Here is a 22280-nt window from a genome sequence, read left to right as displayed (position 1 = left end):
ATGAAAAAGGCATTGATATTTTCGGCTTTCGCGATCTCTTTGATCGCAGGTTGCAAATCTGATACGAAAAAGACTTCCGGCGGCGATGCCGCACAGCATTTTGAAATACCTGTCACCCCAAGGAACAACGAAATTACCCCGGCAAACGCGTACAATGGTCTTTTCCTTGAAACCAAAGATGTTGAGAAGTTCATCACTAACCAGAAACTGGATAGTAACCTTGCTAACAGGTTGCGTAGCTTTTACAACGCACGCAACTTTGAATACGCCTGGTTCGATACCAGTGGTCTGAATGAACAGGCATATGGATTCCGTAGTTTATACGATTATAGCGTAGACACCAGCGAAAACAATAAAGCACTGGAATATCGCCTCAATGCCCTTATGAACAATGAACCGGATTCAGCTGTCTCTGCCACCGATGCTAATATTGTGAAGACAGAGCTACAGCTGACACAACGATTCATTAACTACTTCCTCGATGCACATAAAGATGATAAAGATGCCGTGATAGCCATGGAACACTACGTGCCCATGCAAAAGAACGAGATCCTGAAACAGGCAGATGCTGTCATCTCAGGCAAAGGGTATCACGCTACCGATATTCATAATGTATATGGTGATCTGACAAAAGAACTGGAGAAATATACCGCTATCGCAAAGAAAGGTAACTGGGATAGCATTCCTGTAGAAAAGAAGAAGAAATACAAGAAAGGAGATAACAGCCCTGTCATAGCCGCCATCAAACATCGCTTGCAGGCAACCGGGGAACTGGACGGCAAAGACACGACCGGTGTATATGACGATGCGCTGGAAGCTGCTGTCAATAAATTTGAAGGTGCACATGGTCACACACCAAGAGGAATTATCACGGATACCCTTATACGTGAAATGAATGTACCGGCCATTACCATCGTCGAAAAACTACTGATCAATATGGAGCGTATGCGTTGGACACCACCTGTACCCGAAGGTAGACTCATCATGGTGAATATTCCCGAATTCATGCTCCATGCATGGGACGGCAAGAATAAAGACTTTGACATGGCAGTCGTAGTAGGCAAGGAAGGTAAAGGTACCACCAGCTTCTCCGGCGATCTGAACCAGGTTGTATTCAGTCCTTACTGGAACCTGCCCAGGAGCATTATCAAAGAAGAAGTATTACCTGCCATGGCCAGAAATAAAAGTTACCTGGCCAGCCATCATATGGAAGTGACCGGCGAAAGAAATGGCGTTCCGGTGATCAGGCAGGTACCCGGCAAAGAAAATCCATTGGGCAGGGTAAAATTCCTGTTTCCCAACAGCTTCAATATATATTTCCACGATACGAATCAAAAGGAATTATTCAACAAGGATCAGCGCGCATATAGCCATGGCTGTATAAGGCTGTCAGATCCTGTAAAAATGGCCAATTACCTGCTGCATGATCAGCCGGAATGGACAGCAGAAAAGATTGATAGTGCAATGAACAGTGGAAAAGAAAAGTACGTCAGAGTGAAGAACCCGGTACCCGTTATGATTTCCTATTATACTACCTGGGTAGGCGCAGACGGTCAGTTGCATGTGGTAGATGACATCTATGACCATGACCGTAAAATAGCTGCGAAATTATTTACTGACGTGCATTAAAAATTCCGTACATCCCCCTGGCCCTTTTCATTCCCCTGCGCATCTGCTGTTAACCTCTGATGTGTCTGTTGCGTGATAATGTGTCATTGAGCGCCGAGGCGTGTTGATGAAGAGGGGCCAGGGTGGATGAAAAACGGATGGTCTGCCTTTATATGAAAATGGATGTCAGGCAATCGTAGTATCGGCAGGCAGTGATTCCAGGATCCTGGAATGTGCCATATAGTATTTATCAGGACTGTACAGGAAGAGGCAGGTGCCGTCTTTGATCATTTCAATGATCTTCCTGTGTACTTTTTCAGGAATGGCCGGACAACCTAAGCTGCGACCAATATAACCCTGCAAAGCAGCTAATTTCTCATTTACATAGGCTGCGCTATGCATCACAATTCCACGACTCATCGCGTTGTCATTGATGCCCTGTTCCTGACCTTCCAGGCGCAGGCTATAACCATGCTCCCCCCTGTAGGTATCACCCGTTACATAAAAACCCAGGCTGCTTTTAAAGCTCTCCGGTGAATTGGAGAATGCAGTTGCTACATCCGTACCGGAATTGCGGCCATGAGATACAAGGGTGTTGAACAGCACTTTCCCGTTTTTCAGATCTATAACAAACAGTCTTTTCTTACTGGAAGCAAGACTGAAGTCTACGATCGTGATCAGGTCTGTGTTAGCTAACTTGCCTTCTGCTTCAAGTTTTTCCATGCCCTGTAAAGCATAATTGAAAGCGGTACGGGATAATCCCATTGAATCCAATGCCAGGTTATCATACAACATCGCCCTGCTGCTCATGGCAGATTTGTTGATGGCAATTACGTTGCTGTTTGCTTTATGACCGGTAGATGGTAGTACTCCAAATGTTGTAACTGCAAAAACTCCGGCGGCAAAGGTGTACTGTGTGATTTTTTTAATAACAGGTTTCTTCATCTAAGGAATTAGTTAGGTTCTTTAATAAGGATAATACAATGAAATATTAGGACATGACAAAGGTAGCACTGAAAATGTGAAAGAAATGTGAAGGCTACAATGTGACTGCGAACGGGGCGATTACGTCAATCAGGGGATATGCAACAGTGGTGCACTACTAAAGGAAATAGCCAGGTTGGGGCCGCTCCTGTTTTTTAACAATTAGATGACATTGTAAACCAATCATATAGCGGAATTCAGGGATGTGTTTGGGCCTAAAAAAGGCGCTGTTGCGAGGGCAACAGCGCCTTTTGAGCAAGAATTTTATACCAGGGGTTCCTGCTGACTCAGGCAGTGAAAACTACCCAGTCCCCAGATGATCTCGGTCGAATCAATACCAACTACCTCACGGGTTTTAAAACAATCCTGGATTATCCGGAGGGCCTTATCATCCTTTGCGCAACGGTAAGTTGGAACAATTACATGTTTGTTGCTGATATAGAAATTAGCATAGGAAGCCGGCAGACGCTGGTCTTCAAAGACAACTGCATCCGGCATTGGCAACTCAATTACATTGAGTTGTTTGCCATTCAGCAGGCGCATCTGCTTTAACTGTTGCAGGTTTTGCTGCAGCAGGTCGTAGTTCTCGTCCTGTTTGTTACTTTCTACCACAGTGAGCACGGTATCTTCGTTTACGAAGCGAACAGTATCGTCAATATGACCATCTGTATCATCACCGATAATCCCTTCTGCTACCCACAGTACCTGGTCTACACCATAATAGTCCTGTAAGTAAATTTCCAGCTGGGCCTGCGTCAGGTGCGGGTTCCTGTTTTCATTTAGCAGACAACAGGTAGAGGTCAACACTGTTCCGTTACCATTGAATTCTACAGAACCACCTTCCATGACGATGCCGGGGTGGAATACCGGTAATTGATAATGATTAGCGATCAGGGTAGGGATCACATCGTCCTTGTCGAACGGAGGATATTTACCCCCCCAGGCGTTATAGCCCCAGTCTACGATCACCTTCTTATCTGCAGCTGTTGGATTGATCAGGAAAGCCGGACCATGGTCACGACACCAGGCGTCGTTTGTAGGATGCAGGAAAAATTCCACTTTATCCATTTGAACGCCTGCTTTTTGCAGGTGTGCAGCTGCTGCGGCTTTCATAGCTTCGTCTGCCACGTTGATGCGCACCAGCTCACTTTCGGCCAGGTACTTTACAAACTGGCTGTAGTAAGGATAGATAGCGTCAATCTTACCTGGCCAGCTAGCTTCTTTATGAGGCCAGCTCAGCCATGTAGCCACATGCGGATGGAATTCGGCAGGGAAGAAGTATCCCTGCTGTTTCAGCGTTGGATGTCCGTTCATTATGCTTCGTCGATAAATCTTTTAGTGATATTGCCGTAAGAGTCGATTCTTCTGTCGCGCATGAAAGGCCAGTGAGTCCGATATCTGTCTGTTACAGACAGGTCCAGCTCTTCCACATGGATCTCTTCCTCTTCGTGCGAAGCCTGGTAGATGATGGTACCAAACGGATTGGAGATGAAGGAGCCACCCCAGAATTTCATGCGGCCTTCCTGCTCGAAACCGGTACGGTTCACGCTAACTACATGGATACCGTTCGCAACAGCATGACTACGCTGAATAGTCTGCCATGCATTGTATTGCTCTGTATTGGTTGCTTCGTCCTGGGAGGTCGCCCAGCCAATAGCGGTAGGGTAGAAGAGTATTTCAGCACCCATGAGCGCAGTGATACGTGCAGCTTCAGGATACCATTGATCCCAGCAGATGAGTACACCGATGGTGGCGAATTTGGTTTTGAAAACTTTATAGCCTAAATCACCGGGGGTGAAATAGAATTTTTCGTAGTATGCCGGATCGTCCGGAATGTGCATTTTACGGTATTTGCCAAGGTAAGATCCGTCAGCGTCCAGTACAGCAGTAGTGTTGTGATACAGGCCAGCAGTTCTTTTTTCAAAGAGAGAGGCGATAATCACAACGCCCAGTTCACCAGCTACTTTCTGAAGGGCATCTGTAGATGGACCGGGAATAGGCTCGGCGAGAGAGAAGTTGTCGTAATTCTCTTCATCACAAAAATACAGGGAAGTAAACAGCTCCTGTAAACAAACGATCTGTGCACCTTTGGATGCGGCAACTTTTACCTGCTCAATGGCTTTGGCAAGGTTTTCCGCCTTATTGGCCGTACAAGTCATTTGCACAAAACCTACTTTGACTTTTGACATTTACCAGTGTTTAAATTTGAAAAAGAAGGGGCAAATTTACTGAATTTTAAGGAGAAACCGCTAGCCTGCGACTGTATGAAAGAAATTCTTAGAAGAAACTAAAGCCCACATACCAGCCAAACCAATAACGTAGGTTGTCATTAAATTTAAATGCCCCATACGGTCCCGGCACCCTGGTCTTATATCCTCCCACATTTGCATCCTTACTACTAAAATATAATGTAAACGCAGGCCCGATAAAGATCCTTGCGTTTTTACCTATTTCCTTATTCCACGACGTCTGCAACCGTGCCATCGTACCCATCGTCTCCCAACTCCCCAGGTACAAATTCTGCTCCGTTATCTCTACACTATAATCTTTATAAGACTTTCCAATACCATACCCAAAACTATACGCCTTCGACCCCTCCATAAAACTCGCTCCTCCTATAATCAGGCTGTACAGATTTTTATTCCCTGACTTAAACGCCAGGTTGAACGGCAACAGCTCTGTATTATACACCAACAGCTGATGATAACCCCTGCGCACAATACTAATCACACCAATACTATACCCGTCAGACGAATCTGCATAATTTACCACACCCACCTGCACGCCTTTCAATACCCGCGTAACGTTGATGAACCCTGCTACCTGCACCCCCTCAGTAGTATCAGCCGCATTTACAACACCAGCCGCCTGTACCCCCTTTAGCATTTCTGCTATATTGAACACGCCAGCTGCCTGCACTCCCTGAATGGTCGCTGTGTTCATATTTCCAACCCCCGCCATCATCACACCATAACTATTCTTTCTATAAATATTTACGATGCCTGAAGCGCCTAATCCCCGGGTTTCGCCATTCGCTCCATTATAAGTAGTTGCGAGCTGTACCCCGACAAATCCCTTTGCTGTAATATTACTGATCCCCGCTGCCTGCAATCCCTTTACCGAATCAATGACCTGATTATGCAAACCTGCTATCTGTACACCTTCCATTTTACCTCCCACCAGGTTAAAAAGGGAGGCAAACTGGGCAAATCTCACATCTTTCTGGTCTATATTAAAAGCTCCGGATATTTCGACCCCATTTAACCCGGCCGTATACCCCCCAATAAAATTCAACGATATTTTATTGACCACCTGGGAACTCAATTTACCATGTGTACCCAACCCGGGTAATAAAGAGGTCTGATAAGGCTGATCTGCAAAGAACTTACTTAAGTTCAAAGCCTGCATACGCTGTTTGGAACTTAAAAACACTTTTCCAAACCACGTATCACTCACCCTCGAATACTGGTTCACATCCACTATACCCAACGTGATGGGGGCCGCAGGCTTGATACTCGCACTGATCTCCTGATCATACCCGCCCGCCAGTATCATAATAGTATCTCTATATAATTCCTTACTCACCGTCAGCATCACAGGCATTGGCCGTTCTTTCTCCCTGAGCCGCAACCGGTAATACCCCTGATCGTTTGTCATGGTCGAGATCAACTGCACCCCTTCATACACACTCGCATTATTCAGTGGCGCCCCATTACTGCCATCCGTAATATGTCCGCTCACATAGAACCACTTCTCCTTACCCGGCTGCAGCATCAACTGGTTGCCCACATCCTTATATACAACACTGCCCTGGAACAACTGGTCCAGTACCTGCTTCACAGTCCTGTTATTGGCGCGTACCGACACAAGACTATCAGCATGCACCATTTCCCGTACATAAGAAAAATGAAAATTACCCTGAATTTCTATGGCATCAAGTACAGAAGATATCGGCTGGCGGGTCATGGTGACTGATACAGTCTTACTCAGGTTCCCCTGGGCATAGCTACCTATAACGCCGCAAAGCAGGACCACAAACAGAAAAAGTTGTCTCAGCAAAACGGTTTATTTAAAAATTTGCGGCAAGATAGGCGAAAAAACGTTTCAATTTGGTTATTCCACACCCATAGTGTAGGTTTGTGCCGCATTTGGTGCCTGTCACTAGATAGGCTTAAAAGGGAATCCGGTGCAAAACCGGAGCTATCCCCGTAGCTGTAACCTGGGTATTATTTCCGGTTCTACTCTTTGCCACTGTCCACCATGGATGGGAAGGCCGCCGGAAAATCAGGGAGCCAGAAGACCTGCCACGATGCAATAGATCCATTCAGCGCTTTCGGGTGAAAAGCTTCGGGATATACAATGATATTACGCTTATCATGCTGAATGATCTATTCCGTCGGGAACCTTTCAACTATTACAATTATTAAAACAGCATGCAAAGAAAATTACACACGCTCCTGTTAGCATTCGCCGTATTCTTCATAGTCTCTTGTAAAAAGGATGACAATACTTCAGTTATCTCCAAAGGCACTTATGACAATGGTTATTTCATTGTAAATGAAGGTTACTTCGGCTCCAAAGGAGGAGACCTGAGCTTCCGCAGCTATAATACGGATACCCTTTCGCAGGACAATTACCTGAAAGTGAACCCATCCAGCCCGCTGGCAACTACCTCCACCACCCTGGAATATGGTACCATCTATAATGGAAAACTTTACCTGGTAACCAACTATGGCGGTCCACTGGTAGCAGCTGATGAGTATTCCCTGAAAGAAAGCGCCAGGAATGCAAGTCTGCCGGCCAGCGGTCATGCATTCATCGGTATTGACAATAGCAATGGTCTGCTCAGTACTGACGATGGTATCTATCCGGTTACCTTATCTTCCCTGAGCCTGGGTACCAAAATCACGGGTGTAAGTGGCAGCGTTAGCGATATGCTCAAATCAGGCAGCTATGTATTTGCATTAACTGCTAACGACGGTATCGTAGCATTGAATACCAGCGACTACTCTATAGCAAAAAATTTAGGAACTGCCATAGCTGGTTTTGCACAGGGTAAAGATGGCTACATATATGCTGCACAAACAAATGCCCTGCTCAAAATCGATCCGTCTACACTGAAGGTCGATACAATCACCACCTCCTTTAATGTTCGCTATAACGAATGGGTATTCACCAGCAGCTCTATCGTCGCTTCTACCCAGGAAAATGCAGTCTATGTACTGAGCGATGACCAGAAGGTATACCGCTATGTATCCGGCAACAACAGCTCACTGAGCAGCGCTTATATCACCCTGCCAACTGACCACTACTTTTATGGTAAAGGTATTGGTTACGACGCTGCGAAAAATACCCTGGTACTGACCACTACAGGAGGATTCTATGGTGACCCTGACAATACGCTTTATACTTACAGCGCCGCAGACGCCACTTTAAAATCTGCAATTTCCTACACGGACAATTTATATCCAGCCATGGTCGTGTTCCATTAATATGAAGGCAACCAGTTTTATAATAAGCTTCATTTTGCTGTGCCTGCATTTACAGGCACAGCAAAATGATACGACTCATACCTTACAGACAATTACGATCTTCTCTGCCAAACCCGGTGCGATTACGCCCGTTCAATCCCTCAGTGGCAAGGCACTTGAAAAAATGAATAGCCTCTCCGTGGCAGATGCTGCCCGGTTCTTCTCTGGTGTTCAGATCAAGGATTACGGTGGCGTAGGCGGCCTCAAAACGCTCAATGTACACAGCATGGGTACCAACCAGCTGGGTGTATTTTATGACGGCATTCAACTAAGCAATGCTCAAAACGGCACAGTAGACCTGGGCCGGTTTTCCCTTGACAATATTGAACAAATAGAGCTCTACAACGCCCAGAAAAGCGTCATCTTCCAACCTGCAAAAGGATTTGCTTCAGCAGCCGCGATGTATTTACAATCCAAAAAACCTGTCTTTCAGGGTGCGGAAACCCTGCATGGTAAAGCAGGCTTTAAAACCGGAAGTTTTGGATTGATCAATCCCTCCCTGAGAATAGAAAAGAAACTGTCAAATAACATAGCAGCTGTTGTCAGCTCAGAATGGACCCATGCAGACGGACAATACAAATTCCGTTATCGCTATAATGATTATGACACCACTGCCGTACGAAAGAATGGAGACATCGATGCCTGGCGCTTAGAAGCAGGGGTATATGGCAATGGCAAAGACAGCAGCAACTGGCACGTACAGGGGTATTATTATAACTCCGCCCGTGGCCTGCCAGGCCCAATCGTGAAAGGACATTTCGAAAACGGACAGCGTCAGTGGGATCGAAATGCATTTATACAGGGAGGCTATAACCAAAAATATGGCAGGTACAGCATGCAGTTGAACGGCAAGTATATGCTGGATTATGTACGCTATCTCGATACTACGATTGTAACTACGACAGGGCCGCTTATGAACCGGTTCCGCCAGCATGAATATTATTTGTCTTCGGCCAATCAATACCGTATCAAAGACTGGTGGGATGTTGCGCTCTCTGCCGACTTCCAGGTGAACCAGATGACCGCTGTGAATCTTGATCGCTTCGCTATTCCTACCAGGGTCACCACGTTGGTAGCTGGTGCTACTCAATTACATGTTAACAGGATCGATCTGCAGGGAAGTGTATTGGCGAGTATCATCAATGAAAGTACAAAGCTCTACACCAGCGGTGGCAATAGAAGAGCATATACGCCCACTGTCATTGCCTCCTGGCAACCGTTGGCAGATCCATCTTTGAGGATCAGGGCATTTTATAAGCACATCTTCCGAATGCCTACCTTCAATGATCTCTATTATACCACCACGGGCAATCCCACCCTGAAACCTGAATATAGCAGGCAATATGATATAGGTGCCAGTTATACAAAAACCTCCACCGGCTGGTGGCAATACTTTGCTATTCAGACAGATGCTTATTACAGCAGGGTGACGGATAAGATCGTAGCTGTGCCGGGTAAACTCTTCCGCTGGCAAATGCAGAATATCGGATTAGTGAATATTTATGGCGTAGATGCAGGTGTGCAGACCTCGCCTCGCTTATTCAGCGCAATCGGAACGAACTTCTCGCTCAAGTATACTTATCAGAAAGCAACGGACAATAATGATCAACAGATCGTTTACGTACCATTACACAGCGGGTCTTTTACCACCAACATGTCCTGGAAGGCATGGGACATGAATTATAGTTTTGTGTATGTAGGCGCACGTTATTATGGTAGCGTCAATATTCCGGAGTATTATATAGAACCCTGGTATACACATGACCTGTCTTTGTCATGGCATACCAGGCAGCTGAAACTAACAGGAGAAATCAATAATGTATTCAACCAGTACTACGATGTAATTTATAACTATCCCATGCCGGGACGTTATTATCGTATGACTGCCAGTGTAAATTTTTAACTGATATGAGAAAGTGGATCTTCGTCTTACTGGTACTAAGTGCATGTAGAAAGAGTGGTACTGACAGCAGTTCCAGCGAGGCTACGCATGTTACGGATGATACAAACCAAAGTTCCTTCTATTTATTAAATGAAGGAAACATGGGATTGAACCAGACCTCCCTCGATTATTTTAATGGCGCCAAAGGCGATTACAACCTGAATATATATGGAGAAATCAATCCCTCCATAGTAAAGGAACTGGGAGATGTAGGCAATGATATGAAAGTATATGGCAACAAGCTATATGCGGTAATAAATGGGTCGGATAGGGTAGAAGTGATGGATAAACATACCGCAAAACACCTGGGTGAAATCAGCGTACGGAGCTGCCGGTATATTTCCTTTTATAACGGTAAGGCGTATGTGAGTTCTTATGCGGCCGCAAGCGGCAGTACAGATGGATCGGGGTTTGTAGCAGAAGCAGATACCTCCACTTTCGAAGTATTGCGCACAGTGACCGTAGGCCGCCAGCCGGAAGAAATGGCGGTAACAGGCAGTAAATTGTATGTGGCCAACTCCGGTGGTTATACTTCTTCTGATTATGACCACACCTTATCAGTCATTGATCTGAACTCATTTACCGTAACCAAAACCATTGATGTTGCTATCAACCTGCAGCATATAAAAGCAGATGGATACGGCAACCTGTATGTGAACTCCCGGGGAAATTATAGTGATATTCCATCAAAACTGTTTATAGTCAGCACAACGACCGATGCGGTGACCGATTCACTTTCCCTGGGTGTAAGCAACCTCGCCATTCAGGGCGATTCAGCCTATATCATCAGCGTACAATGGAGTAATAATACAGGCGCAAATACCATTAGTTATGCCATAGTGAATGTAAAAACGAAATCAATTGTAAGCAATGGCTTCATTCAGAACCAGGCAATTACAACACCTTATGGCATAGCAGTAGATCCGGTGACAAGAGATATTCTTATTACAGATGTAAAGGATTATTTACTACCTGGTACATTGTATTGTTTTGATAAGACGGGTGCTAAAAAATGGAGTGTTACCACCGGTAATATTCCTTCAGTGATCACCTTTATTCAATAATCTATGAAGAAGTGGATATTTATCTTATTAGCTTTTACAGCCTGTAAAAAAGAAAACACAGGTACAAACACAACCAGTAAATACATCAGCACAGTATTTGAATACCAACCCGCCCCCGGCCAGTTTGTAAATACAAGTATCGGGGATAGCGCAGCTGCGCAAAAGCTGGTAGGTAGTACAGAAAATGTGCTTACCCTGGGTGCATTTGGAGGCTATGTCGTATTCGGCTTTGACCATGGCGTGTCAAAATTCGGCATCTATAGTAATACCATCGAAAGCCTGTCAGAACCAGGTATCGTAATGGTAAGTCAGGATGTAAATGGAAATAGATTACCGGACGATGCCTGGTATACAATAGCAGGTGATCAGTATACCAATGCCGTAAAGCACTACAAAATCACTTACTATAATCCTGGGGGCTATGCAGATGTAAAGTGGAAAGATAACCAGGGAGACTCAGGCACCGTGGCAATCAATGTATATCATACACAGGTATACTACCCGTCTTTTATTGCCGCACGCGATTCCGCGTCTTTTACAGGCATGAAACTACCAGCTACCCTGAAGGATAGTGCCGGGCTTTATATCAATACCGGGTTAGCGGATGGCTATGCGGATAACTGGACCAGTGACTATGGCACCAGTGGGTATAATAGCTTTGATATAGCAGATGCAGTGGATGATAATGGGAATAAGGTCACCCTGTCTTCGATCCGTTTCGTGAAGGTATATACAGGTCAGAATAGCAAGGGCAATGCAACAATAGGAGAGATCTCTACCGAAATAAGAGGAGCGATTGACCTGAAAATGTAACAAAATCTGTAATTTAAGTAACCAGCCTTTCCGTTGGTGTAATTTCTTTATAGGAGATAAGACTATTTTGTACTTTATCAATATGAAAAACGTCATCTTCTTTACCCTGTTATGCTGCGTTATAGGACACGTTTCCTATTCCCAAACCCGGTCAGACAGCATTCTCCCCGTTCGCGGTTTCTGCATCGGGGCGCCCTCACCAGCTGGCCTGAACGAATTCATTAAATTCATTGACCAGGAACTGGCACCCCGCAAGGTAAATACCCTGGTCCTCCGCATCGACTACAATTACCAATACGAAAGCCATCCGGAACTCAGCCCCGGAAATGCATTGACCAAAGCCGACATCAAAAAGGTAGTAGCTGTATGCAAGAAAAATCACATTCGTTTAATTCCACAGTTCAACCTGTTAGGCCATCAATCCTGGGCAGGAGAGGTCAATGCCCTCCTCGTAAAATACCCACAGTTTGACGAAACACCCTGGGTAAAAATGCCTGAAAAATATGTATGGCCGAACCCTGACGGTCTGTATTGTAAAAGCTATTGTCCACTGGCGCCAGGTCTGCACAAGGTCGTTTTCGATATCATAGATGAACTCTGTGAGGTATTCGAAACTACCGCCTTTCATGCAGGCATGGACGAGGTATTCTATATAGGAGAGGAGAAATGCCCCCGTTGTGGCGGCAGGGATAAGGCCGAACTCTTTGCCGGCGAAGTATCTACCCTGCGCAATCACCTGGCAGAAAAGGGCCGCCAGCTATGGATATGGGGCGATCGCCTGCTGGATGGCAAAACCACCGGTCTGGGTATATGGGAGGCCAGTATGAACACTACCTACCGCGCCATAGACCTGATCCCAAAAGATGTGATGATCTGTGACTGGCATTACGATCGTCCGGAGAAAACACCGGCTTATTTTGCCATCAAAGGACTCAATATTATCACCTGTCCGTGGAGAAAACCAGCATTTGCCCAGCAACAGCTAAAAGATATGATAGAATTTAGAAACGCTGCAACACCCGAAATGAAAGACCGTTATCAGGGTATGATGCAGACCGTCTGGTCCAACGCGGAATCCTTTATGGACGAGTATTACGGCAGAAAAGTACCACCGATACTTTGGAGAGTGCCAGCCGCTGTTTCAGGGTAATGTACAAGGATATTAATTTGGCACTTGGTAAATAATTGAAAATTAATATTTGGTAAGCGTGTCTGAAAGGACTACCTTTATCCTTTACAAATTTTTAATTTTTTCAAATGACAAACAAATTTCAAGGAACTGTAAAGTTCTTTAACGAGACAAAAGGCTACGGCTTCATTAAACATGATGAATCCAATAAAGAGACTTTTGTTCACGTAAACGGTTTAATCCATGAGATCCAGGCTGATGACCGCGTGGAGTTCGAAGTGCAGGAAGGTAGAAAAGGATTAAACGCAGTTAACGTTAGACGTATCGACTAAGCTTGCTTTTTCATACACTGAAAGGAATATCCCGGCCCCCAAGGCCGGGATATTTGTTTTTCATAAGGATTACGTTCCCTATTGAAATTACCTTTATAGCATTCCCGGGTTTCCTTAGTCATTGGTCCCGCTATTATTAATCGTTTCTATTTAATTTACAGATCTAAAGAAGAGCAATATTATGGCAGCACTATTTACGCCGCTCACGATTGGCGCAGTTACATTAAGAAACAGGATCGTGGTAAGCCCAATGTGCGAATACAGCTCCACAGACGGTTTCGCCAATGACTGGCATCTCGTACACCTGGGCAGCAGGGCAGTAGGTGGCGCAGGCCTGATCCTCACAGAAGCGATCGCCGTATCGCCGGAAGCCCGCATTTCCCCCGCAGACCTTGGCATCTGGAAAGATGAACACATCGAAAAGCTAAAACAGATTGCAGATTTCCTCCACGCCCATGGCGCTGTAGCCGGTGTACAGCTGGCCCACGCCGGCAGAAAAGCCAGTACGACAGAGCCCTGGAAAGGGATGAAACTGGTGCCCGTGGAGCAGGGTGGGTGGGAAAATATCATGGCCCCCAGCGCCATTCCGTTTTCTGATACCTACGGACAGCCAAAAGCGCTCGATAAGGATGGAATCGGGAAGGTGATTGCCGATTTCAAAGAAGCGGCTGTACGTACCCTCAAAGCAGGCTTTAAAGTGATCGAGATTCACGGTGCCCACGGATACCTCATGCACCAGTTCCTGTCACCACTCAGCAACCACCGGACCGATGAATACGGTGGTAGCTTCGAAAACAGGATCCGTTTGCTCACCGAAATAGTGAGCGCTGTACAGGAAGTATGGCCAAAAGAAAACCCGTTATTTGTCCGCATTTCTGCGACCGACTGGGTAGAAGGGGGATGGAACCTGGAAGAATCTACCAAACTGGCCGCCATCCTGAAAGATGCAGGCGTGCACTTAATCGACACCTCCTCCGGTGGTCTCGATACCCGCCAGAAAATCCCGGTAGGCCCATTATACCAAACCGAATTTGCTCATCATATAAAGAAAGAAACCGGCATCCTAACAGGAGCCGTAGGTCTCATCACCACTGCCGAAGAAGCCGAAATGATCGTGCGTACAGGCAAGGCAGACCTGGTGTTCTTAGCAAGAGAATTACTAAGAGATCCTTACTTCCCGCTTCATGCAGCCCATCAGTTAAAAGATGAGTCGTTGAAATGGCCGGTGCAGTACGAAAGAGCTAAACCAAGACATTAAAATAAGGAGGCCGTATCATTACTTATGATACGGCCTCCTTTTATTCAGGTACCTAATGAAACCTGGTAGTCATTTAAGAAATGCTGAGAAGGATCCTTTATTTTAGATAACCCCTCCTTTCAATATTTTAAAACCAACTGGTCGGCTTTTCCTCCTCCACAGGTAAGGGTACGTCCGGTTCTGGCTCGGTATCCGGTGGAACCGCGTTCTCCAGGTCATTTACATGTTTTCGGATCGCCCCTTCTATTACCGCTTCTTCTTCCAACTCCAATATCAATGCCGTCACATCACCCTTTATATAGGCTTTATTACTGATTACTGCCTTATTGGTGATAAAGATATCACCATAGACTTTGCCGAAGTGGATCAGGTCTGTCGCGTACACATTACCTCTTATACTGGCGGTATTGCCGATAGTCAGCAAACCTTCTGTACGCACATCGCCACGAACAGTGCCATCTATACGGCCCGGAACCGGAGATTCGATAGCGCCCTGTACGGACACTTCTTTCGGTATCACGAACATGCCTTTCCGGAAGGCATTTTTGAGTATTTCAATTATTACAGACACATCATATTTTTGAAACCGCAGATATATTTTCATCTTCAAACACAGAAATGATAGAAGAGGCATTGCCCAGGTCCAGGCCCACGCTACGCTGATGCTTATCATCAGAGATACGCAGTGAGTTATAAAGATAACCTATACTCACGAGGTTTTCAGGATCCGGCGCCACATCAACAGGAATAAAATCCTTAAATTCTTCCAGGAAGCAATCCGTCAGTTCACGATAATGTGCACCACCACCCATCAGGTAGATTTTGCTACAGGTTTCAAAATCCTGGTCAGTGAAATAATTACGCATCAGCGGAGATACCACTTCTTTGTAATACTGTTTCAGCAGGGCTTTACGCGTTTCTTTGAGGTCAATGCGTTTGCGGTTGGTAAAAATGGAACCCTTCATAAAAGCATCATCCAGCTGATGCTCATTCTTCATATCCAGGTAATATGTTTTATTCAGCTCACGGGCCAGGTTGTTAATGGCATATTTAATACCATGAGAACTGAAGCAGGTACGGTTTATCAAACCATCGGCTGTAGCCAGACCTCCTTCAATCGTACCAAAACCAAAGCTCACTGCAATAAAGTTGTCATTCTTCGGCTCATTCAGGGTCTTCTTTAAGCCAATAATACCACCCACTATTTCAGGAATCACTTCAAAACGTTCAATATCCAGCATCCCTTTTTTGATCGTGCCTTTGTTGTTGAAAGTCTGCGTATCATATTCTATCAGAAAATGTCTCTTACTCAGGAATTGTTCTGCAGCTGCCTTGTAAATATTATAGGTGGAGAATGGAAATCCCATGGTGATAGACAAGGGTTGTTGCACCTTGTCCAATACATTAACCAGCGCGGCTTTGAAGAGTATTTCATAATCGTCTTCCTGGGGAGCCGCATTCGTAATACGCCCCGGGTTGATGCCGCCTCTTCTGGCGAGGTTACCAACTATGTACCAGTTATCGTCTTTTTTGATTTTTAAACCATTCAACAGGTCTTTTGAGGAGTTTTCTGTGTTACCATACGCAGACTCGAACACGCTGGGAAAACTGATGGCAGATACTTTCATGATGCAGGATTATATGATTAAAACTTTCTAAAGTTTACAAATTTTTATACCTGGGCAACCTGGAAAACAGGGGAACCAATCGCTACAATTGCGGAAAGGGATTATTATTCCCGCGTTACAATAACATTAAATATATAAAATAATATTAAACATCACCCAAAACAAATTTAGATGTAACTTAAAAATATTGATAATCAAGCGGACAGAACATAGCGAAAACCCGCTGCAAAACGGGTTTTCGCAAAATAGTGTAACCTTATTCCGTTACATAATTGAACTCATACCTTGCAGTGTCATAAATTGACCAGTCCATAAACCCCCTTAGCATGGTGCCCATAGCATCCAGGTGATCCTGGATGGCAGTATCGATCCTGATACCAAAAGAGGGTAACTGTGTCTTTAATTCATTGAACTGTGCAATCTCCCGGTCGTGTATCCGGGCTGTCTCTTCTATGGCCTGTTCCAGCGAAATATTCCTTTCGTGTTCGATCACTACGACCAGGTTGTGCTCATCCCCATGTTCCAATTCCTTAGAGAGCGAGAAAAGGTCGTTTGACCAGCAGATGGTTCTGCGCGCCAGTTCTACCAGGCGCTGGAAATCTTCATTTTGCAACACAAAAACGGGCAGATTCTGTTTGGTAGCGACTTCCAGCAGGTCCGTAGCCAGGTTGGCCGCCGCAAAATAAGGCCGCATTTTCATGTACTGCAACATACTCGGATGCCGCTGTGCACGGGAGTTTTCAATCTCCCACATACCCGCTTCAAACACCGCCTTCAGACTAAGGGTAAACTGGCATTGCCAGGAGGCACTGCTCAACCGGCGCATCTTTTCCCAAAAGTCGCTGAATGCCGCCATGATCGGGCTTACAGAAACAGGCACCCGCTTGTTGAGTCGTAATACATTCACAAAGCCCCCAATGATACCTTGTACATAATCCGCAGTTCTATAACCTGCGGTCTCTGATGAAGCATGGTCCAGTAAATCGTCCATAACAAACAGCAGGGAGTTGAGATTGTTGGCAGCGCAAAGAAAATCGTAATCTGCATCCGGATAAGTCCTGCATGTCATCCAGGCAAACTTATAATTCGCGTACTTCTCGTACAATTCCTCCCCTGACAGGAGTTGAAATCGGTGTAGCCAATTGGTAGTGTGTCTGTCTACCTTGTCTACAAATGGACTGATCCTTGACTCAAAAGGACAGTAAAGCTGCGGAACGTTAATAGTCTTCATACTTGTGTGTGTTTTATGAGTGAAAGAAAAACAAGCCTGGATTAGTAGTGGATAGCGCTGCGGGAACTCCGCAGTAGCACAAGAGAAGACATTCAAAAGTATAAGAACGGCATAAATGACTATGAGCCTGGTGAAGGCTGAGTATATGACAGCATACTACGGGTTGTAAACCAACATTATATAACGTGAAGATACGGCAAGTAGAGAGATTAAAACAGGGCGGGAAGCTTGAGACAGTTATTGATTTCCTGGGTCAGTACATTGAAATCGATGGGTTTTGTAACATAGCCGGCTACGCCTGCATTCAATAGCGCATCTTTGGCTTCTTCAAATACATCACCTGTGGTGATAATAACGGGAATATCCTTTAATTTGGGTATAACTTTCAATTTATTCAGTAACGCGAGTGCATCCATATCGGGCAGATGGCTATCCAGCAGTATGATATCCGGTGGCTGCTCCTGCATCACATTCAATGCCTGCTGACCGGTAGAAGCCGTTTGCAGATGACACCCCAGGCTTGACAAATAACGCGTCAGGTAGATCTGGCTCATCTGGTCATCTTCTACAATCATCATGCGGATGTTCGTAAAGGAGGGCAGGGGCGGCATTTCCTTCATCACTGGTTGTGCAGGCTTATTTCCCTCAAAGCCCACCAGCGGGAAGGCAATACAGAACAAAGTCCCTTTTCCCGGTGAACTGTCCGCTGTGATCGCACCTCCCAGCAAACTTACCAGGTAACGCGCTATATGCAACCCTAGCCCGGTACCATTCGAGAAATCACTCTTACTGGTGAAAAACGGATCGAAGATCTTTTCCAGCTGCTCCTTATCCATACCCTGACCCGAATCCCGGATGCGGATATAACAGATGTTCTTTTCGGTAGACACCTGGACGAATACAGTAGAATTATCAGCCGTGAACTTAATAGCGTTGAAAAGGATATTGTTAACGATCTGTGTCAGTTTCACTTTGTCACTGCATATCTGTGCAGGCATTTGCTGCCTGTCATAATCCAGCGTGATTTTCACGCCTTTATTTCTTGCGATATACTGACTGGTGATTACGATATTATCAATCCAGTTTTTGACATCAAATGGTTCCCGGAATACCTCATGTATCTTACCAACTTCGATCCTTGATAATTCCAGTACATTATTGATAATTTCCAGAGCGTGATAGCTCGCTGCACACAGGTGTTCCGCCGTAGCACGGATAGGCGCAAGCTCTTGCTGCTGCTTACTTTGTATTACTAATAGCTGACTAATAGAATGAATGGCATTCAGTGGAACACGGATTTCGTGGTTGGTTTCCCGCACGAACACGCTCTTGTAATCATTGGCTTTTGCCAGCTTTTCACCTCTTTCCCGTAGCTCCGCCACCAATATGTCATTCTGGTTCACATAAAATGCGATGATAAGTATATTGAGACTAAATACAACTACAACAGCAGAGAAGTGAATAATACGCTGATTGGTAATACCAAAGGTCAAGGGCGTTATCAAATGTATCTCATCATTGACCTGCAGTAATATCACCACAGCCATGGTCAATCCAACTGATATGATCCTGTACTTTGTGTCTTTGATAATAAGAAAACTGGTACCAATCAGGAAAATAGCAAGCAGACTTGCTTCTATCACAGCCGATAATATAATACCAAAATAAAGTGTAGCGATATTGGGAATTAACTGGGCTAAAAGGGCAGCCAGATCATATTTACCCTTACTGTTTATCCATATAATAGAAAAATAAGCAACCCCCTCCATCGAAGCCGCGATAAGGATTTCCATTTTCCCCGAAATAGCATAAAAGAACCATGCAAAAAAAGTAACTAACAACCCAATGATCAGCGATATCGTATTCACCTTGATAATACGTGTTCGCAGATCCAGGTCATCCACTTGTGCTCCAGTGTGTGTAATAGTTGTAAGTGTGTCTCTGATATGCATTCGCTTTTGGGTTTATTACAGCACGGCCAAACTCATCCTAATTAGTTGAAATTTATCAATTTGTTGCAATATAACGAACTATATATAAATGCTACATACAAAAATCGCTTCTACCAGAGGCAGAAGCGATTCATGCAAAATACTATATTTAAAACGAGTTAGTTATTAAATTATTTAAACTCGCTATCATTCAGCCCACTGTTTACCTTCACCTCGTTCACCTTAAAATTGATCTGCTGATTGCCACCAATTGTATTGACAAGGGTGAATGGGAATTTTATACCGCTAACGTCTTTGTAATCACTGAATTCCAGCATACCGGTTACCTGGTCGCCCTGTTTGTTGACGGACTTTACCTTGTAATAGGTAGTCGCATCAAAATACAGTTCAATCACTTCGCCATCGGTTTCAGTCACAATTACTTTATAGGCATCCTTGCCATTCACCTGATCGAAATCGGGAGACAGCACAAGCTTAGCGCCATCACTCAGGTATTCCTTTTCAGGGAAGAGTTCCAGGCTACCTTTCAGTTCTTTCCTCATTTCAGCATCTACCGGCATCCTGTTACCCATTTGTTCAGCAACCACGCTGTCGCCATTGATGATCAGGCGACTTGCATGTGCTCCCATAGCAGCAATGTAGATATCCATGAAGTACTTATCAGGAGATTTGTACTTCTTTGTCATGGATATTTCTGTACCCTGTACACTACCGATGGCCGACATTGACTGATCCTTAATGCCATTCAGTTTGTCCATACCACCAATCGCAGCAAAATAACGATTGATCACATCTGTTGCGGTAGTACCTGTCGCTACTTTACGCACTTCACCTTTCCATACGTTGTTGGAAGGATCTATATCCGGTAAGCCTTTCGCAGGATCGATCACTACACCTGTCAGTTTGGTGACAGAGTTATACTTAAATGTCCAGGTACCAGAACGTTGCCATACCTCAGCAGGCAGGCTCACAGTATCTGTTTTGCCATTGCTGTCGGTAATGGCCAGTACAACCGGCATAACCAGCTGGTTACGGTTTTCGATGGTGATCAGCGCACCTTTGGCAGGATCACCGCTTACATATTTTACATCTTTTACCGCCTGGTCCAGTGCCCAGTTTTCCAGGAACCAACCACGCCAGAACCAGCTCAGGTCTTCACCAGCTGCATTTTCCATCGTACGGAAAAAATCCCACGGAGTCGGGTGCTTGAACGCCCAGCGATTTATATAAGTGCGGAATGCAAATTCAAAACGCTCTTTGCCAAGAACATAATCACGCAGAATGGTCAGCCCGGCAGCAGGTTTAAAATAAGCCGCCATACCCAGGTAACTGTTCTGGATCACATCCGGAACCGTCATGATCGGATCTGTGCCAAACATGCCACGGCCGGTATTCTGTACCTGCATGGGCGTGAAGTATTCTCCTTTGTTAAAGGCTTCGGTAGACCCCTGGTTGATGAAGGTATTAAAACCCTCATCCATCCAGGCATATTTACGTTCGTTGCTACCCACGATCATCGGGAACCAATTGTGACCGAATTCGTGATCGGTTACACCCCAAAGACCGGAACCGGTGCTTCTCCATGAACAAAATACGATACCCGGATATTCCATACCACTAATGCTTCCAGCTACGTTGGTGGCTACGGGGTAAGTATATTCAAACCATTGTTTGGAATAAAACTCGATACAACCTTTTACAAATTCAGTAGATCTGAACCAGCCGTTCGGACGCTTAATCGCTTCGGTCGGATATACTGATTGTGCCAGTGCCTTACGGCCACTTGGCAGTTTCAGGCGTGCCGCATCCCATACGAATGCTTTAGAAGCTGCCCAGGACACGTCTCTTGCATTTTTGCATACAAAGTGCCAGGTCAGGTTACCCTTGCGTGATTCAGTAGGCTTTGCGACCTCGCTGCTATCCCTGATCATCACAGTCTTATCACTTTTATAAGCCTGTGCCAGACGGGCTTGTTCTTTAGCAGTCAGTACTTCGGCGCTGTTTACCAGTTCACCGCTACCTACTATGACCAGACCTGCAGGTGCAGTGATCTTGTAATCGAAGTTGCCATACTCAAGGTAGAACTCTGCCGCTCCCTGGTAAGGAATACTGTTCCAACCCAGTACATCGTCGTATACTTCCATGCGTGGATACCACTGGGCAATCTCGTACACCCAACCATTCTGGGTGGTTAAGCGCCCCATACGGTCAGTACCGTATTGCGGAATATCAAAAGCATACTCAATTTTTATCTTTAATGCAGCGCCATTCGCAGACTGTGGCTGAGGCAGGAAGATCTGCATACGGGTATCGTTGATTAAATACTTCACCGGGGTAACCTTGCCATTCCTCACTACACTTACGGATTTGATTTCATCCCCCTTGGTGTAACTCTTGTTGGCAAACCGACCACCGGTAACTACTGCGGTAGCTGTACCACGGCTGTCTTCCCTGAAAATGTTCTGATCCAGCTGTAACCAAAGAAAAGGCAGCTGATCAGGGCTGTTGTTGGTGTAGGTAATAGCTACGGAACCAGTCAATCTGTGTGTACCTGTATCCAGGGTCGCATTGATGGCATAATCCGCCTTGTTTTGCCAGTATTTGTGGCCAGGGGCACCGGAAGCGCTGCGGTACTCATTGCCATTTGTAGGGTAGAATAGTGGATTAAAAGCCGCGTGCGGATCGTATTTGGGGGCTTCTGTCTGTGCTAATACAGGACCCGCCAGACTTGCTCCTAACAGACAAAAAAGTAAGAACTTGTTGCTTCTCATTATATCATTCAATTGTTAATAATAATGCATAAATATA

17 protein-coding genes and 1 riboswitch are annotated in these 22280 nt (G+C 45.3%); of the genes, 8 read left to right on the top strand and 9 right to left on the bottom strand.

Annotation, left to right across the window (positions count from 1 at the left end; genetic code table 11):
- Complete coding sequence (locus SIO70_RS21180; protein WP_320574081.1) at positions 1–1629, top strand: L,D-transpeptidase family protein; 1629 nt, start codon at positions 1–3, stop codon at positions 1627–1629.
- Between the two features lie 165 nt (positions 1630–1794).
- On the opposite strand, the gene SIO70_RS21175 is transcribed toward SIO70_RS21180, so the two are convergent.
- The 4 genes from SIO70_RS21175 to SIO70_RS21160 form a co-directional block, all read right to left on the bottom strand.
- Positions 1795–2553, bottom strand: a complete 759-nt coding sequence (locus SIO70_RS21175; protein ID WP_320574079.1) for a murein L,D-transpeptidase catalytic domain family protein — start codon at positions 2551–2553, stop codon at positions 1795–1797.
- Positions 2554–2856: 303 nt separating this feature from the next.
- Positions 2857–3906 (bottom strand): agmatine deiminase family protein, encoded by a 1050-nt coding sequence (locus SIO70_RS21170; protein ID WP_320574077.1) that lies wholly within the window; start codon positions 3904–3906, stop codon positions 2857–2859.
- Positions 3906–4781 carry a carbon-nitrogen hydrolase gene (locus SIO70_RS21165; RefSeq protein ID WP_320574075.1) on the bottom strand — a complete coding sequence of 292 codons (876 nt, stop codon included), beginning with the start codon at positions 4779–4781 and terminating at the stop codon, positions 3906–3908. The genes SIO70_RS21170 and SIO70_RS21165 overlap by 1 nt, the downstream gene beginning before the upstream one ends.
- A gap of 88 nt (positions 4782–4869) precedes the next feature.
- Positions 4870–6651, bottom strand: coding sequence for a hypothetical protein (locus SIO70_RS21160; protein WP_320574073.1), 1782 nt, complete (start codon positions 6649–6651; stop codon positions 4870–4872).
- A 73-nt stretch (positions 6652–6724) separates the two neighbouring features.
- Positions 6725–6916, top strand: a riboswitch (cobalamin riboswitch).
- A gap of 109 nt (positions 6917–7025) precedes the next feature.
- On the opposite strand from SIO70_RS21160, the gene SIO70_RS21155 reads away from it, so the two are divergent.
- The 7 genes from SIO70_RS21155 to SIO70_RS21125 all read left to right on the top strand — a co-directional run bounded on the left by SIO70_RS21155 (position 7026) and on the right by SIO70_RS21125 (position 14661).
- Entirely contained in the window at positions 7026–8084 is a 1059-nt protein-coding gene (locus SIO70_RS21155; protein WP_320574071.1) for a DUF5074 domain-containing protein, read from the top strand.
- 1 nt (position 8085) lies between these two features.
- Positions 8086–10026, top strand: a complete 1941-nt coding sequence (locus SIO70_RS21150; RefSeq protein ID WP_320574069.1) for a TonB-dependent receptor — start codon at positions 8086–8088, stop codon at positions 10024–10026.
- 5 nt (positions 10027–10031) lie between these two features.
- Complete coding sequence (locus SIO70_RS21145; RefSeq protein ID WP_320574068.1) at positions 10032–11129, top strand: DUF5074 domain-containing protein; 1098 nt, start codon at positions 10032–10034, stop codon at positions 11127–11129.
- A gap of 3 nt (positions 11130–11132) precedes the next feature.
- Positions 11133–11942, top strand: a complete 810-nt coding sequence (locus tag SIO70_RS21140) for a hypothetical protein (protein WP_320574065.1) — start codon at positions 11133–11135, stop codon at positions 11940–11942.
- An 82-nt stretch (positions 11943–12024) separates the two neighbouring features.
- Entirely contained in the window at positions 12025–13092 is a 1068-nt protein-coding gene (locus SIO70_RS21135; RefSeq protein ID WP_320574063.1) for a family 20 glycosylhydrolase, read from the top strand.
- Between the two features lie 107 nt (positions 13093–13199).
- Complete coding sequence (locus tag SIO70_RS21130; RefSeq protein WP_072357632.1) at positions 13200–13403, top strand: cold-shock protein; 204 nt, start codon at positions 13200–13202, stop codon at positions 13401–13403.
- Positions 13404–13584: 181 nt separating this feature from the next.
- Positions 13585–14661 (top strand): NADH:flavin oxidoreductase/NADH oxidase, encoded by a 1077-nt coding sequence (locus SIO70_RS21125; protein ID WP_320574060.1) that lies wholly within the window; start codon positions 13585–13587, stop codon positions 14659–14661.
- Positions 14662–14788: 127 nt separating this feature from the next.
- Here SIO70_RS21125 and SIO70_RS21120 read toward each other — a convergent pair whose 3' ends face one another.
- The 5 genes from SIO70_RS21120 to SIO70_RS21100 form a co-directional block, all read right to left on the bottom strand.
- The gene (locus SIO70_RS21120) at positions 14789–15232 is read right to left on the bottom strand and encodes a polymer-forming cytoskeletal protein (RefSeq protein WP_320574058.1); all 444 of its coding nucleotides are present in this window, start codon (positions 15230–15232) and stop codon (positions 14789–14791) included.
- 1 nt (position 15233) lies between these two features.
- Positions 15234–16289, bottom strand: coding sequence for a ParM/StbA family protein (locus SIO70_RS21115; RefSeq protein WP_083725705.1), 1056 nt, complete (start codon positions 16287–16289; stop codon positions 15234–15236).
- A gap of 256 nt (positions 16290–16545) precedes the next feature.
- Positions 16546–17520 (bottom strand): terpene synthase family protein, encoded by a 975-nt coding sequence (locus tag SIO70_RS21110; protein WP_320574053.1) that lies wholly within the window; start codon positions 17518–17520, stop codon positions 16546–16548.
- 209 nt (positions 17521–17729) lie between these two features.
- Positions 17730–19472, bottom strand: coding sequence for a hybrid sensor histidine kinase/response regulator (locus SIO70_RS21105; protein ID WP_320574051.1), 1743 nt, complete (start codon positions 19470–19472; stop codon positions 17730–17732).
- Between the two features lie 170 nt (positions 19473–19642).
- On the bottom strand, positions 19643–22243 hold the full coding sequence (locus SIO70_RS21100) for a M1 family metallopeptidase (RefSeq protein ID WP_320574050.1): 2601 nt from the start codon (positions 22241–22243) through the stop codon (positions 19643–19645).
- Positions 22244–22280 lie beyond the last annotated feature (37 nt).

This window comes from Chitinophaga sancti (assembly GCF_034087045.1).
GTDB classification, from domain to species: domain Bacteria; phylum Bacteroidota; class Bacteroidia; order Chitinophagales; family Chitinophagaceae; genus Chitinophaga; species Chitinophaga sancti_B.
Note: the sequence above shows the minus strand (reverse complement) of the source record. Positions and strands in the feature narration are given on the sequence as shown.

Bases quoted from the DNA above. Each gene is read 5' to 3' on its own strand.
- SIO70_RS21180 (WP_320574081.1), top strand. From the start codon at position 1: ATGAAAAAGGCATTGATATTTTCGGCTTTCGCGATCTCTTTGATCGCA.
- SIO70_RS21175 (WP_320574079.1), bottom strand. From the start codon at position 2,553: ATGAAGAAACCTGTTATTAAAAAAATCACACAGTACACCTTTGCCGCC.
- SIO70_RS21170 (WP_320574077.1), bottom strand. From the start codon at position 3,906: ATGAACGGACATCCAACGCTGAAACAGCAGGGATACTTCTTCCCTGCC.
- SIO70_RS21165 (WP_320574075.1), bottom strand. From the start codon at position 4,781: ATGTCAAAAGTCAAAGTAGGTTTTGTGCAAATGACTTGTACGGCCAAT.
- SIO70_RS21155 (WP_320574071.1), top strand. From the start codon at position 7,026: ATGCAAAGAAAATTACACACGCTCCTGTTAGCATTCGCCGTATTCTTC.
- SIO70_RS21150 (WP_320574069.1), top strand. From the start codon at position 8,086: ATGAAGGCAACCAGTTTTATAATAAGCTTCATTTTGCTGTGCCTGCAT.
- SIO70_RS21145 (WP_320574068.1), top strand. From the start codon at position 10,032: ATGAGAAAGTGGATCTTCGTCTTACTGGTACTAAGTGCATGTAGAAAG.
- SIO70_RS21140 (WP_320574065.1), top strand. From the start codon at position 11,133: ATGAAGAAGTGGATATTTATCTTATTAGCTTTTACAGCCTGTAAAAAA.
- SIO70_RS21135 (WP_320574063.1), top strand. From the start codon at position 12,025: ATGAAAAACGTCATCTTCTTTACCCTGTTATGCTGCGTTATAGGACAC.
- SIO70_RS21130 (WP_072357632.1), top strand. From the start codon at position 13,200: ATGACAAACAAATTTCAAGGAACTGTAAAGTTCTTTAACGAGACAAAA.
- SIO70_RS21125 (WP_320574060.1), top strand. From the start codon at position 13,585: ATGGCAGCACTATTTACGCCGCTCACGATTGGCGCAGTTACATTAAGA.
- SIO70_RS21115 (WP_083725705.1), bottom strand. From the start codon at position 16,289: ATGAAAGTATCTGCCATCAGTTTTCCCAGCGTGTTCGAGTCTGCGTAT.
- SIO70_RS21110 (WP_320574053.1), bottom strand. From the start codon at position 17,520: ATGAAGACTATTAACGTTCCGCAGCTTTACTGTCCTTTTGAGTCAAGG.
- SIO70_RS21105 (WP_320574051.1), bottom strand. From the start codon at position 19,472: ATGCATATCAGAGACACACTTACAACTATTACACACACTGGAGCACAA.
- SIO70_RS21100 (WP_320574050.1), bottom strand. From the start codon at position 22,243: ATGAGAAGCAACAAGTTCTTACTTTTTTGTCTGTTAGGAGCAAGTCTG.